We start from the raw sequence: 13,357 nt of genomic DNA, 5'->3' as shown, positions 1-13,357 counted from the left end.
GTGGTGTTGGCCCCGGTCTACTTGTCGATGTCGCCGACCACGAAGAACATCGAGCCGAGGATCGCGATCAGGTCGGGCACCAGGCAGCCGGGCAGCAGGGTGGCCAGCGCCTGCACGTTGGCGTACGACGCGGTGCGCAGCTTGAGCCGCCACGGCGTCTTCTCGCCCCGCGAGACCAGGTAGTAGCCGTTGATCCCGAGCGGGTTCTCCGTCCAGGCGTAGGTGTGCCCCTCGGGGGCCTTGACCACCTTGGGCAGCCGGGTGTTCACCGGCCCGGTGAGCCGGTCGACCCGGTCGAGGCACTGTTCGGCGAGGTCGAGGGAGGCGTACACCTGGTCGAGCAGCACCTCGAAGCGGGCGTGGCAGTCGCCCGCGGTGCGGGTGACCACCGGCACGTCGAGCTGGTCGTACGCCAGGTAGGGGTCGTCGCGGCGCAGGTCCAGGTCGAGCCCGGAGGCGCGGGCGACCGGCCCGGACGCCCCGAACGCGGCGGCGTCGGCGGCCGACAGCACCCCCACCCCGACGGTACGGGCCAGGAAGATCTCGTTGCGTCGGATCAGCCGGTCCAGGTCGGGCATCCGGCGGCGGACCTCGCCGATGGCGGCGCGGGCCCGTCCGGTCCAGCCGGCGGGGACCTCCTCCTTGAGCCCGCCGACCCGGTTGAACATGTAGTGGATCCGGCCGCCGGAGACCTCCTCCATGACCGCCTGGATGGTCTCCCGTTCCCGGAAGGCGTAGAAGACCGGGGTGATCGCGCCGATCTCCAGCGGGTACGAGCCGAGGAACATCAGGTGGTTGAGCACCCGGTTCAGCTCGGCCAGCGCCATCCGCAGCCAGGTGGCCCGCTCGGGCACCTCCATGCCCATGAGCCGTTCGACGGCGAGCACCACACCCAGCTCGTTGGAGAACGCCGACAGCCAGTCGTGCCGGTTGGCCAGCACGATGATCTGCCGGTAGTCGCGGACCTCGAACAGTTTCTCCGCGCCCCGGTGCATGTACCCGACGATCGGTTCGGCGGCGACCACCCGTTCCCCGTCGAGCACCAGCTTCAGCCGCAGCACGCCGTGCGTCGAGGGGTGCTGCGGGCCGATGTTGAGCACCATGTCGGTGCCGAGCTGCTCCCCGCCGGCCCCGGTGCCGACGGTCAGCTCGCGCAGTTCACCGGTGTCCGTGGTCATGCCGGTCATCGTGCCATGAGCGCATCGACGGCGACGCCGACCGGCTGGAGCAGCCAGTGGTGCCCGCCGAGTCCGGCCGGGTCGGTCAGCTCGGCCACCGCCGAGGCGGCGGCGAGGGCCCGCACGTACCCGGCGGGGTCGCTGCCGGCCAGGCTCAGCGCCGGTCGCCCACTGTCGGCCCCGAGCGCGAGCAGCGCCTCCCGCTGCGACACCAGCGTGTACGCACACCCGGCGACCTGCGCACCGGCGGCGGCGACGGAGTCCATGGCGACGTGCGCGGTGATGTCGCACGACCCGTCCGGCACCGGAGGCACCTGCCGTCCGTTCCGGTACCCGGTCAACGTCCCGTCGACCGGCCGCCGCTCGCGCAGGTGCCCGTAGTCCACGGCCAACGCCACCCCCTGCCGCAGCCGCCCGACGGCCCGCCCCCACGCCTCGTCCCGACTCCGCCCCACCTCAACCCGCCCCCCTCGCTCCCCCCGCCCGGTGATCAAGAGGTTTGCGTCAGGTTCGGGCCCCTCCGTTGACGCAAACCTCTTGATCACCGGGGCGGTGGTGGGGGGCGCGGCCGGGGTTGGGGTGGGGATTGGGGTGGGGTGCCAGGTGGTCAGCCAGGTGAGGTCTTCCGGGGTCAGCGGGGGGCCGGGGGTCTCCTCGCCGGTGCTCGGGTCCACCAGGTGGTAGCGCCAGCCGGTGCCGGTGGGGACGGCCACGTCCAGGGGGACGTTGTCCAGCCATTCGGTCGCGGTCAGCAGGCCGGTGATTCCCGCCGGGGGTTCGGTCGTCCAGGCGATGTCGGGCGGCAGGTCCGCCGGGCGGGGGGCCGGTTCCACGGCCGTGAGGCGTAGGCGGTGGGCCAGCGGCGTCGCAGCCGCGCCGGGCGTCGCCGACCCGTGGGCCAGGGCGGCCAGGGCGCGCAGCAGCTCACCCCGGCCCGCACCCACGTCCACCACGTCGAACGGGGTGGGGAAACCGAGGGCGGCGTCGAGGCGGGACACGAGCCGGAACACCGCCGCCGTGAACGCCGGAGAAGCGTGCACGCTGGTCCGGAAGTGGTCGGCCGGGCCGGACCCGGAGACGAAGAAGCCGCGCGGCCCGTAGAGGGCGGCGTCCATGGCGTACCGCCAGCGAATCGCGTTCATCCCGTGTTCAGCGTCCGTCACCGTGCCGACCCTACGGTCTGCGGGCATGAGACGAATCGTGATCTCCGCGCTGGCGGTCGTACCGCTGCTGGTGACGACCACCGGTGCCGCCGCCGCGCCCGCCCGCGACGACGTGCCGCGTGCGGTCCGGGCGGTGGCCGAGACACCCGCCCTGTTCGCCGACGCCGCCGGTGGCGACGCCGACGCCGACGATCCGGCGATCTGGGTGCACCCGACCGACCGGGCCGGCAGCCTGGTGGTCGTCACCGCCAAGAACGGCGGCCTGCGGGTGTACGACCTGCGGGCCCGGGAGCGGCAGGCGATCGCCACCCCGCCGGCACCCGGCCCGGACGACGAGGCGGGCCGGTTCAACAACGTCGACCTGGTCAGCGGCTTCCGGCTGGCGGGCCGGCCGGTCGACCTGGCGGTGGTCACCGACCGGGGACGCGACCAGCTCCGGTTCTACCGGATCGATCCGGTGTCGCGGCGGCTGGTCGACGTGACCGCGCCGCAGCCGCCGTTCGCGTTCAGCCGGGACCAGGCGGAGGTGAACACCCAACGCACCGCGTACGGGTTGGGCACGTTCACCGACCGGGACGGGGCCGCGTACGCGGTGGTGAGCCGGCGCAGCACCCCGGAGGTGGGGGTGTTCCGGCTGGTGGAGCGGGCCGGGAAGGTCAGCTACCGGCCGGTGGGGCGGCTGGTGCTGCCGTCGACGTTCACCCTGCCGGACGGCTCCGCCTGGTCGCCGTGCACCGACCCGGGGGACGGCCCGCAGGTGGAGGGGACGGTGGTGGACCCGGCCACCGGCGTGGTGTACCTGGCGCAGGAGAAGGTCGGCCTGTGGCGGACCCGGATGGTCGCTGGCCGGTTCGTGGGCGTACCCCGGTCGGTGGAGCGGGTCCGCGACTACGGCGTCCCGGCGGTCTTCGACCCGGCGGCCGACGACTGCGTGGCCGACGACACCGCCGACCCGGGCTTCGGCGGGCGGATCGCCCAGGACGTGGAGGGGCTGACGATCCTGCCCACCGGTCGGGACGCGGGCACCCTCGTCGTGTCCAGCCAGGGCGACGACACGTTCTTCACCTACGACCGGGTCACCAACCGGCCGACCGGGCGGTTCGCGGTGGTCGACGGACGGGTCGACGGCGTGCAGGAGTGCGACGGGGCGGCGGTGACGGCGACGCCGCTGCCGGGCTTCCCGGGCGGGCTGCTGGTGGTGCAGGACGGCCGTAACACCCCGACGACGCCGGACGGGGACGACGGGGTACGCCCGGACACCAACGTCAAGTTCGTCGACGCCGGGTTCCTGGCCGGCCACCGGTGAGCTGCCGCACCGGGTGGGCCGCCGCACCGGGTGAGCTGCCGCCGTCGGGCCACCCGGTGCCCGGGGTCGGTGAAGGTTTTCACACATCCTTGTTCGGGTTCCCTGCCCCCGGCGCATACTTGCGATCGACCGGTACCCCCTTCGAGGACTGGATCGTTGCCATGAGCGCACCGCTGCGCCCCCGTCCGGCTGCCCCCGGCGTCGCCGTACCGCAGGGCCCCGCCGCACCCGGTGTCCCGTTCGTCCTTCCCGCCCAGCTCACCGTGGGTGTGGTCGGTGCCGGCCGGGTGGGTGCGGTGCTCGGGGCGGCGCTGGTCGCCGCCGGGCACCGGGTGGTCGCCGCCTCCGGCGTCTCCGGGGCGACCCGGGCCCGGATCGCGTTGCTCCTGCCGGACGCGGTGACCCGGTCGGCGACCTCGGTCGCCCGGGAGGCCACCGACCTGCTGCTGCTCGCCGTCCCCGACGACGCGCTGGCCGGTGTGGTCGCTGGTTTGGCCGACACCGGGGCGCTGCACCCCGGCCAGGTGGTCGCGCACACCTCCGGCGCGCACGGCCTGACCGTGCTGGCCCCGGCCGCCGCCGTCGGTGCCCGGCCGTTGGCCCTGCACCCCGCGATGACCTTCACCGGTACGCCGGACGACCTGTCCCGGCTGGCCGGCATCTCCTACGGGGTGACCGCCCCGGTGGAGTTGCGGGCGGCGGCGGCCCGGCTCGTCGCCGACCTGGGCGGGGTGCCGGAGTGGGTGGGGGAGACCGACCGGGTCCTCTACCACGCGGCCCTGGCGCACGGCGCGAACCACCTGGTGACCCTGGTCAACGAGGCGGCCGACCGGCTGCGGGACGCCGGGGTGACCCAGCCGGAGAAGGTGCTGGCCCCGCTGCTGCGGGCGGCGTTGGAGAACGCCCTGCGGCTCGGCGACGACGCGCTCACCGGCCCGGTGTCGCGTGGCGACGCGGGCACCGTACGGCGGCACCTGGCCCGGCTGGCGCAGACCGCGCCGGAATCCGTGGCCCCCTACCTGGCGTTGGCCCGACGGAGCGCGGACCGGGCGATCGCGGCGGGCCGGCTGCGCCCGGTCGACGCCGAGTCCCTGCTCGACGTGCTCGCCGGCATCCACCGCGAGGTGGCGGCGTGAGCCGGTTTTGCGAGCCCGGCAGTCGCGAACGGAGGGCGGGTTGGTGGGTGCGAGGAGTGAGCCGGTTTTGCGAGCCCCGCAGTCGCGAACGGAAGGCGGTTCAGTGACGGAACTGGTGCACACCCGGGTGGAGCTGGCGAAGGCCCGGGCGGGGCTGGCCGGCACGGTCGGTGTGGTGATGACGATGGGTGCGCTGCACTCGGGGCACGAGGCGCTGATCCGGGCGGCCCGGGAGCGGGCCGACCACGTGCTGGTGACGATCTTCGTGAACCCGTTGCAGTTCGGCCCGAACGAGGACTTCGACAGGTATCCGCGCACCCTCGACACCGACCTGGAGGTGTGCCGGCGGGCCGGTGCGGACCTGGTGTTCGCCCCGGCCGTGACCGACATGTACCCGGACGGGCAGCCCACGGTCCGGGTCAACCCGGGTCAGCCCGGTGAGGAGTTGGAGGGGCAGAGCCGGCCCGGCTTCTTCCACGGGGTGCTGACCGTGGTGTTGAAGCTGCTCCAGCTCACCCGGCCCGACGTGACCTTCTTCGGGGAGAAGGACTACCAGCAGCTCACCCTGGTCCGTCGGATGGCCCGGGACCTGGACGTGCCGGTCGAGGTGGTCGGTGTGCCGACCGTACGGGAGCCGGACGGGCTGGCCCGGTCCAGCCGTAACCGCTACCTGTCGGCGGACGAGCGGCAGGTCGCGTTGAGCCTCTCGGCCGCGCTGCGGGCCGGGGCGGACGCCGCCGGGCGGGGCGCGGACGCCGGTGACGTGCTGGCCGCCGCGCACCGGGTGCTCGGCGAGGTGCCGGGTGTGCGACTGGACTATCTGGTGCTCACCGATCCGGATCTGGAGCCGGGGCCGGTCGCCGGCCCGGCCCGGCTGTTGATCGCGGCCTGGGTGGGCACCACCCGGTTGATCGACAACCTGGCGATCGACCTCGCCCCCCGCTCCTGACCACGCACACCACCTGTCGAGAGGCAAGCCGATGTTCCGGACCATGCTCAAGTCGAAGATCCACCGGGCGACGGTGACCCAGGCCGACCTGCACTACGTCGGCTCGGTGACGGTGGACCAGGATCTGCTCGACGCCGCCGACCTGCTCCCGGGCGAGCAGGTGGCGATCGTGGACGTGACCAACGGGGCCCGGCTGGAGACGTACGTGATCCCGGGGGAGCGGGGCAGCGGGGTGATCGGCATCAACGGCGCGGCGGCGCACCTGGTGCACCCGAACGACCTGGTGATCCTGATCTCGTACGGTCAGATGGACGACGCGGAGGCCCGGACGTACCGCCCCCGGGTGGTCCATGTGGACGCCGACAACAGGGTGGTTGAGCTGGGCGGCGATCCGGCGGCTGCGGCCCCGGGGACGGCCGGGGACCCGGTGCCGAGTCCGCTCGCCGTCGTGGGCTGACCGGAATTCCGGTCTGTTACCGGAAGGTCATTTTTGGTTACCCTGGACTGACCGTCGGATTGACGGTCGTCGGCTGGGGGAGGCCGCGTTGCGTCGTCCGATGAGGGTCTTGATCGCCGCGTTGGCGGTGGGTGTGGTCCTGGCGGGCTGCGGTGCGCCGGGCGGCCTCGACGGCGATCTCACCGACGACTGGGCGGCCCTGCCGCCGGCCGGGCCGTTCACCCCCGAGGCGGGGGTTTGTCAGGTCGCCGACTTCACCGACACGGTCGCCCTGGCGGCGTACGCGCCGGTGGACTGCGCGGTGCCGCACCGGGTGGAGACGGTGCACGTGGGCGCGTTGCCGGGCGAGCGGGTCGTCGCGCCGGTCACCGGTTCGGCGGAGTTGCGGGGTGCGTTCGCCGAGTGCGACACCCGGGCCGCCGGTTACCTGGGCGACGACTGGCGGGCCGGCCGGCTGCGGCTGGCGGTGGCGCTGCCGACCGCGCTCGGCTGGACGGCCGGGGCCCGTTGGTTCCGGTGCGACCTGAGCGAGGTGACCACCGTCGAGGCGGCGGCCACCGTGGTCACCCGTACGGGCAGCCTGCGGGACGCGTTGAAGGGCCCGTCGCCGCTGCGGTTGGGCTGTCAGCGGGCCAAGAGCGGCCGGGGTGCCGGGGTGCAGGTGCTGGTGCCGGTGGAGTGCTCGACCGTCCACGAGGCGGAGTTCGTGGGCGCCTGGAAGGCCCCCGACCGGGCCTATCCGGTCAAGGACGTCGACTGGCTGCCGCTGTACGCCGGCTGCCGCAGCCTGCTGGGTCGCTACGTGGGTGTGCCGGACGACGCCGACCTGCGTTTCCGCAGCGGCGTGGTGGTGCGTCCGCCGGGGCCGGGCCGGTGGCGGGTCGGCGACCGGGGGGTCCGTTGCTACCTGTGGTTGAGCGACCGGACGGTGACCGCCTCGCTGAAGGGCGGCGGACCGGCCGCCCTGCCGGTGCGGACGAAGTAGCGGACGGGGTAGCCGAAACCACTCGTCCCGCCCCCGCCGCCCGTCGCGAGGATCGTTCGGGTTGACTGTGGCTATGGAACTCCCGCCGACCGTCGACCTGCCGGCCCTGCCCAGACTGTTGGCTGCTCCCGCGCCCGGTTGGGTGGAGACCACCGATGTGATCGTGGTCGGCTCCGGGGTGGCCGGGTTGACCGCCGCGCTGCACCTGCGCGAGGCGGGCCTGCACGTCACCGTGGTCACCAAGGTCAACATCGACGACGGGTCGACCCGCTGGGCGCAGGGCGGCATCGCCGCCGTACTCGATCCGGCCGACTCGCCCGCCGCGCACGCCCGCGACACCGAGATCGCCGGGGTCGGACTCTGCGACCCGGCGGCCGTGCGGCTGCTGGTGGAGGAGGGGCCGCTGCGGCTGCGGGAACTGATGCGCATCGGCGCGGAGTTCGACCGCAACCCGGACGGTTCGTTGATGCTCACCCGGGAGGGCGGGCACCGGGCCGACCGGATCGTGCATGCCGGTGGGGACGCCACCGGGGCGGAGGTGCAGCGGGCCCTGCACGCGGCGGTGCGCCGGGACCCGTGGATCCGCCTGGTCGAGCACGCCCTGGTGCTGGACCTGCTGCGCGCCCCCGGCGACGACCCGGACTCTCCCGGCCCGGCCTGCGGCATCACCCTGCACGTGCTGGGCGAGGGCAGCGAGGACGGCGTCGGCGCGCTGCTGGCCCGCGCGGTGGTGCTGGCCACCGGCGGGATGGGGCAGGTCTTCTCGGCCACCACCAACCCGGCGGTCTCCACCGGTGACGGGGTGGCGTTGGCGATGCGGGCCGGGGCGGCGGTCACCGACGTCGAGTTCGTGCAGTTCCACCCGACCGCGCTGATCGTGCCGGAGCAGGCCCGGGTGCCGGGCGCGGGCCTGGCCCAGCAGCCGCTGGTGTCGGAGGCGCTGCGCGGTGAGGGCGCCCACCTGGTCGACGCCGACGGCAAGCGGTTCATGCTCGGCCAGCACGAACTGGCCGAGCTGGCCCCCCGGGACGTGGTGGCCAAGGGCATCCACCGGGTGCTGCTGGCCACCGGCGCGGCCCACGTCCATCTGGACGCCCGGCACCTCGGCGCGAACTTCCTCGCCGGGCGGTTCCCGACCATCGTCGCGTCCTGCCTGGCCATCGGGGTCGACCCGGCGACGGATCTGATTCCGGTCGCCCCGGCCGCCCACTACGCGTCCGGTGGCGTCCGCACCGACCTGCGCGGCCGGACCTCCATCCCCGGCCTGTACGCCTGCGGCGAGGTCGCCTGCACGGGCGTGCACGGCGCGAACCGGCTGGCCAGCAACTCGCTGCTGGAGGGGTTGGTCTTCTCCCGCCGGATCGCCGAGGACATCGCCGCCGGGCTGCCCGAGCAGGCGCAACCGGCGCAGACCGGTGCCTGGGTGGGCGGCGGGGGTGGGGTGCTGCCCGCCGAGGGGGTGCCCGCGTTGCAACGGGCGATGACCCGGGGCGCGGGGGTGCTGCGGTCGGCGTCGACCCTGGCCGCGACCGCCGCCACCCTGACCGAGCTGGGGCAGGGCCAGGGTCGGCCGGGCACCGCCGGCTGGGAGGCGACGAACCTGGTCACCGTGGCGTCCGCCCTGGTCGCCGCCGCGTACGCCCGCCAGGAGACCCGGGGCTGCCACTGGCGGGAGGACTTCCCGGCGGCCGACGAGCGGTGGCGCGGTCATCTCGTCGCGGCCGTCGGTGCCGGGGGTGACCTCACCGAACGCTGGGAGGGCCTGCCCTGACCCGGAGCGGGCCGGGTTTGCGAGCCCCGCAGTGGCGAACGAAGGGGGGCGGGTGAGTCCGAGGAGTGAGCCGGGTTTGCGAGCCCCGCAGTGGCGAACGAAGGGGGGCGGGTGAGTCCGAGGAGTGAGCCGGGTTTGCGAGCCCCGCAGTGGCGAACGAAGGGGGGCGGGTGAGTCCGAGGAGTGAGCCGGGTTTGCGAGCCCCGCAGTGGCGAACGAAAGGAAATGCAGTGCGGGAACCGACGCGACAGGCGTTGACGGCGGGCGGGTTGGACCCGGAGCGGGTCCGGCGGGTGATCGTCGACGCGCTCACCGAGGATCTGGGGGCGGACTTCGTCGACGTCACCAGCGTCGCCACCGTTGCGGCCGGGCAGACCGACACCGCCGACCTGGTGGCCCGGGAGGCCGGGGTGGTGGCCGGGCTGGCGGTGGCGGCGGCGGTGTTCGAGCTGGTCGGCGAGGTGAGCGCTGCGGAGCGTACCGTCGAGGTGGTGGTGGTGGCCCACGACGGCGCGCGGGTGGCCCGGGGTGAGGTGCTGGCGACGGTGACCGGCCCGACCCGGCTGCTGCTCACCGCCGAGCGCACCGCGCTGAACCTGCTCTCCCGGATGTCCGGGGTGGCCACCCACACCCGGGCCTGGGCGGACGCCCTGGCCGGCACCAAGGCGACGGTGCTGGACACCCGCAAGACCACCCCGGGCCTGCGGATGCTGGAGAAGTACGCGGTCCGGGCCGGCGGTGGCACCAACAAGCGGATGGGCCTGTACGACGTCGCCATGATCAAGGACAACCACAAGCTGGCCGCCGGTGGTGTCGGGGCGGCCTTCCGTCGGGTCCGGCAGACCTTCCCGCAGGTGCCGGTGCAGGTCGAGGTGGACACCCCGGCCGAGGCGGTGGAGGCGGTGGAGGCGGGCGCGGACTTCCTGCTGTTGGACAACATGTCCCCGGCGACCCTGCGCGAGGTGGTCGCGGCGGTCGGCGACCGGGCCGAGCTGGAGGCGACCGGTGGGCTGACCCTGGAGGTGGCCGCCGAGTACGGGGCGACCGGGGTGGACTACCTGTCGGTGGGTGCCCTGACGCACTCCTCGCCGATCCTGGACATCGCCCTGGACCTGCGCGAGCGGTGAGCCGGCCGGGCCGCCGGCTACCCGTCGGTGCGGGGCAGCGGGTCCGGCCCACTGCTCGCCTGCGGTGGGCCGGTCGGCGTCTAGGCTGCGTGCGTGCTGCTCTGCATCGACATCGGAAACACCAACACCGTGCTGGCGACCTTCGACGGCGACAAGCTGGTGCACTCGTGGCGGATCAAGACCGACGCCCGTTCGACAGCGGACGAGCTGGGTCTGATGTTCCGGGGGCTGCTCGCCGGTGACGCCGTGGAGATCACCGGGGTGGCCGCCTGCTCGACGGTGCCGGCGGCGCTGCGCTCGCTGCGGACCATGCTGGCCCGTTACTACGCCGACCTGCCGAGCGTGGTCGTCGAGCCGGGGGTCCGCACCGGGGTGCAGCTGGCCATCGACAACCCGAAGGAGGTGGGCGCGGACCGGGTGGTCAACACGCTGGCCGCGTACACCCTCTACGGGGGTCCGTCGATCGTGGTGGACTTCGGCACCACCACCAACTTCGACGTGATCAGCGGTCGGGGGGAGTTCCTCGGTGGGGCGTTCGCCCCGGGCATCGAGATCTCCTTCGACGCGTTGGCGGCCCGCGCCGCCCAGCTGCGTAAGGTGGAGGCCAACAAGCCCCGCTCGGTGATCGGCAAGAACACCGTGGAGTGTCTCCAGTCCGGCCTCTACTTCGGCTTCGCCGGGCAGGTCGACCGGATCGTCGAGCGGATGACCGAGGAGTTGGGCCAGGTCCGGGCGGTGATCGCCACGGGCGGGCTGGCCTCGGTGGTGATCGGCGAGTGCCGGACCATCACCCACCACGAGCCGATGATCACCCTGATCGGGCTGCGCATGGTCTACGAACGCAACACCTGATCACGACGGCCGGTCGCGGCGGTTCAGCGCCGCCGGGCCCGGAAGACCAGCGTCTGGTACGGCAGCTCGACGGTCTCCCGGCCGGCCAGGTCGGGGTGGGTGGCGAACAACTCGCGCAGGTCCCGCTCCAGCCGTTGCCGCTGCTGCGGGGCGGCGACCAACCAGTGTGAGCGGGTACGCAACAGCCCGAGGACCTCGTCGGAGGTGACGGTCGTCCGGTGGGTGAACCGGCCCAGCTCGACCGGGCCGAAGGCCGCACCGAAGGTGGTCACCTTCACCGTCAGGTCGCTGACGTTCTCCCCCATCTGGGCGATCCGCCCCAGCTCGGCCACCCAGCCGACCGTTTCGTCCCGGATGTTCCAGATCGGGGCGAAGATGCCGTGCGGCCGGAGCACCCGGGCGATCTCGACGTGCGCGCGTTCCCGGTCGAACCAGTGGTAGGCCTGGCCGACCAGCACCGCGTCGGCGCTCGCGTCGGGCAGCGGGACCGCCTCGGCGCAGCCGGCGAGGGCGGTGGTCCCGGGAACGGCCGTGTCGAGCCGGGCCCGCATCGCCGGGTCGGGTTCGACCGGAGTGACCCGGTGGCCGAGGGCCCGCAGGTCACGGGTGAGCAGGCCGGTGCCGGCACCCAGGTCGACCACGCTGGCACCCGCACCCGCACCCGCACCCGTGCCGGCCAGCGCCCAGCGCAGCGCCTCGGCCGGATAACCGGGTCGAAACCGGTCGTAGTCGGCGGCGACCGTACCGAAGGACCGTGCCCGGGTGTGCTCGACCATGCCGGGCAGGTTATCCCGTAACGGCCGCTCGGGGGCATGAGTACGCTCATGGGCTGACCCAGTCGAAACTCCCTTAGCCGAGGAAGCGTGCCGTGACCGAGCAGAACGCCGTGCCAGTGGACCCCGCCGACGACCTTCCCGAGCAGATGAAGGTCCGCCGGGAGAAGCGGGACCGGATGCTCGCCGAGGGCATCGACCCGTACCCCGTCGGTTACCCCCGGACCAGCACCCTGGCCGAGGTGCGCGAGCGGTACGCCGAGCTGCCCACCGACACCGCGACCGGGGACCGGATCTCGGTCACCGGCCGGGTGATCTTCGTTCGGAACACCGGCAAGCTCTGTTTCGCCACCCTGCGCGACGGCGACGGCACCGAGTTGCAGGCGATGCTCTCCCTGGACCGGGTCGGCGCGGAGCGGCTGGACGCCTGGAAGCGCCTGGTCGACCTGGGTGACCACGTGGGTGTCACCGGCGAGGTGATCACCAGCCGGCGCGGTGAGCTGTCGGTGCTGGCCGACGAGTGGGCGGTCACCGCCAAGGCGCTGCGCCCGTTGCCGGTGGCGCACAAGCCGCTGAGCGAGGAGGCCCGGGTCCGGCAGCGTTACGTGGACCTGGTGGTCCGTCCGCAGGCCCGGCAGATGGTCCGGACCCGGGCCGCGGCGGTACGCAGCCTGCGTGACTCGTTGCACGGTCAGGGATTCATCGAGGTCGAGACGCCGATGCTCCAGTTGCTGCACGGCGGCGCGGCGGCCCGCCCATTCGTGACCCACAGCAATGCGCTCGGTACTGATCTGTATCTGCGAATCGCGCCGGAACTGTTTCTCAAGCGCGCCGTGGTCGGCGGGGTCGACCGGGTGTTCGAGATCAACCGCAACTTCCGCAATGAGGGAGTCGACTCGTCGCACTCGCCGGAGTTCGCGATGCTGGAGACCTACCAGGCGTACGGCGACTACGACACGATGGCGGCGTTGACCCGTAATCTCGTGCAGCAGGCGGCGGTGGCGGTCAGCGGCTCGACGACGGTGACCCACGCCGACGGTCGGGAGTTCGACCTGGGTGGCGAGTGGCGGTCGGTGACCCTGTTCGGGGCGCTTTCCGAGGCGCTCGGCGAGGAGGTCACGGTCCGCACCGAACGGACCCGCCTGGTGGAGTACGCCGACAAGGTGGGGCTCGCGGTCGACCCGAAGTGGGGGCCGGGCAAGCTGGCCGAGGAGTTGTTCGAGGAACTGGTGGTGCCGAGCCTCCAGGCGCCGACCTTCGTGCGGGACTACCCGGAGGAGACCAGCCCGTTGACCCGGGGTCACCGCACCGAGCCCGGCCTGGCCGAGAAGTGGGACCTCTACGTGCTCGGCTTCGAGCTGGGCACCGCGTACACGGAGCTGGTGGACCCGGTGGTGCAGCGGGAGCGGCTGGTGACGCAGGCGCAGCTCGGTGCCCGGGGCGACGACGAGGCCATGCGGCTGGACGAGGACTTTCTCCGGGCGATCGAGTACGGAATGCCGCCGGCCGGGGGTATGGGAATGGGAATCGACCGGCTGTTGATGGCGCTGACGGGGCTGGGAATTCGGGAAACCATCCTCTTCCCCTTGGTCCGCCCCGAGTAGCCTCCGGTGAGACCTTTGCCGGGTCGTTACGGCGTCCTATTGACGCGGCAAGCGTC

General features: G+C 73.3%; 12 protein-coding genes. 9 read left to right on the top strand and 3 right to left on the bottom strand.

Annotation, left to right across the window (positions count from 1 at the left end; translation table 11 throughout):
* Positions 1-17 precede the first annotated feature (17 nt).
* On the bottom strand, positions 18-1,187 hold the full coding sequence (locus ACQP2H_RS29055; protein WP_219465076.1) for an NADH-quinone oxidoreductase subunit D: 1,170 nt from the start codon (positions 1,185-1,187) through the stop codon (positions 18-20).
* Complete coding sequence (locus ACQP2H_RS29050; RefSeq protein WP_219470424.1) at positions 1,184-2,320, bottom strand: SAM-dependent methyltransferase; 1,137 nt, start codon at positions 2,318-2,320, stop codon at positions 1,184-1,186. Before ACQP2H_RS29050 ends, ACQP2H_RS29055 begins: the two co-directional genes overlap by 4 nt.
* A gap of 46 nt (positions 2,321-2,366) precedes the next feature.
* Between ACQP2H_RS29050 and ACQP2H_RS29045 the strand changes: the two genes are divergently transcribed.
* The 8 genes from ACQP2H_RS29045 to ACQP2H_RS29010 all read left to right on the top strand — a co-directional run bounded on the left by ACQP2H_RS29045 (position 2,367) and on the right by ACQP2H_RS29010 (position 10,924).
* On the top strand, positions 2,367-3,647 hold the full coding sequence (locus ACQP2H_RS29045) for a phytase (RefSeq protein ID WP_433229576.1): 1,281 nt from the start codon (positions 2,367-2,369) through the stop codon (positions 3,645-3,647).
* A 161-nt stretch (positions 3,648-3,808) separates the two neighbouring features.
* Entirely contained in the window at positions 3,809-4,783 is a 975-nt protein-coding gene (locus ACQP2H_RS29040) for a Rossmann-like and DUF2520 domain-containing protein (RefSeq protein ID WP_433229574.1), read from the top strand.
* A gap of 103 nt (positions 4,784-4,886) precedes the next feature.
* Positions 4,887-5,732 carry a pantoate--beta-alanine ligase gene (panC, locus tag ACQP2H_RS29035; RefSeq protein WP_219465070.1) on the top strand — a complete coding sequence of 282 codons (846 nt, stop codon included), beginning with the start codon at positions 4,887-4,889 and terminating at the stop codon, positions 5,730-5,732.
* Positions 5,733-5,763: 31 nt separating this feature from the next.
* Positions 5,764-6,189: an aspartate 1-decarboxylase gene (gene panD / locus ACQP2H_RS29030; RefSeq protein WP_208567759.1), complete on the top strand. Its 426-nt coding sequence runs from the start codon at positions 5,764-5,766 to the stop codon at positions 6,187-6,189.
* A 100-nt stretch (positions 6,190-6,289) separates the two neighbouring features.
* Complete coding sequence (locus tag ACQP2H_RS29025) at positions 6,290-7,174, top strand: septum formation family protein (protein ID WP_357536461.1); 885 nt, start codon at positions 6,290-6,292, stop codon at positions 7,172-7,174.
* A 73-nt stretch (positions 7,175-7,247) separates the two neighbouring features.
* Entirely contained in the window at positions 7,248-8,945 is a 1,698-nt protein-coding gene (locus ACQP2H_RS29020; protein WP_219465068.1) for an L-aspartate oxidase, read from the top strand.
* A gap of 230 nt (positions 8,946-9,175) precedes the next feature.
* Positions 9,176-10,072, top strand: a complete 897-nt coding sequence (gene nadC, locus ACQP2H_RS29015; protein ID WP_357536459.1) for a carboxylating nicotinate-nucleotide diphosphorylase — start codon at positions 9,176-9,178, stop codon at positions 10,070-10,072.
* A 93-nt stretch (positions 10,073-10,165) separates the two neighbouring features.
* Complete coding sequence (locus tag ACQP2H_RS29010) at positions 10,166-10,924, top strand: type III pantothenate kinase (protein WP_208567763.1); 759 nt, start codon at positions 10,166-10,168, stop codon at positions 10,922-10,924.
* A gap of 23 nt (positions 10,925-10,947) precedes the next feature.
* On the opposite strand, the gene ACQP2H_RS29005 is transcribed toward ACQP2H_RS29010, so the two are convergent.
* Positions 10,948-11,700 carry a class I SAM-dependent methyltransferase gene (locus tag ACQP2H_RS29005; RefSeq protein ID WP_433229568.1) on the bottom strand — a complete coding sequence of 251 codons (753 nt, stop codon included), beginning with the start codon at positions 11,698-11,700 and terminating at the stop codon, positions 10,948-10,950.
* Positions 11,701-11,792: 92 nt separating this feature from the next.
* Here ACQP2H_RS29005 and lysS point away from each other — a divergent pair, with 92 nt between their 5' ends.
* A complete protein-coding gene (gene lysS / locus ACQP2H_RS29000; RefSeq protein WP_219465062.1) occupies positions 11,793-13,301 on the top strand; it encodes a lysine--tRNA ligase in 1,509 nt (502 codons plus the stop codon).
* Positions 13,302-13,357: the final 56 nt, after the last annotated feature.

Origin of the sequence: Micromonospora sp. CA-248260 (assembly GCF_050942205.1) — a bacterium.
GTDB lineage: Bacteria > Actinomycetota > Actinomycetes > Mycobacteriales > Micromonosporaceae > Micromonospora > Micromonospora antibiotica.
The sequence above is the reverse complement of the archived record's forward strand: the minus strand, read 5'-3'. Positions and strand labels throughout refer to the sequence as shown.

Coding starts and splice junctions, on each gene's coding strand:
- ACQP2H_RS29055 (WP_219465076.1), bottom strand. CDS start 1,187: ATGACCGGCATGACCACGGACACCGGTGAACTGCGCGAGCTGACCGTC.
- ACQP2H_RS29050 (WP_219470424.1), bottom strand. CDS start 2,320: ATGAACGCGATTCGCTGGCGGTACGCCATGGACGCCGCCCTCTACGGG.
- ACQP2H_RS29045 (WP_433229576.1), top strand. CDS start 2,367: ATGAGACGAATCGTGATCTCCGCGCTGGCGGTCGTACCGCTGCTGGTG.
- ACQP2H_RS29040 (WP_433229574.1), top strand. CDS start 3,809: ATGAGCGCACCGCTGCGCCCCCGTCCGGCTGCCCCCGGCGTCGCCGTA.
- panD (WP_208567759.1), top strand. CDS start 5,764: ATGTTCCGGACCATGCTCAAGTCGAAGATCCACCGGGCGACGGTGACC.
- ACQP2H_RS29025 (WP_357536461.1), top strand. CDS start 6,290: ATGAGGGTCTTGATCGCCGCGTTGGCGGTGGGTGTGGTCCTGGCGGGC.
- ACQP2H_RS29020 (WP_219465068.1), top strand. CDS start 7,248: ATGGAACTCCCGCCGACCGTCGACCTGCCGGCCCTGCCCAGACTGTTG.
- ACQP2H_RS29005 (WP_433229568.1), bottom strand. CDS start 11,700: ATGGTCGAGCACACCCGGGCACGGTCCTTCGGTACGGTCGCCGCCGAC.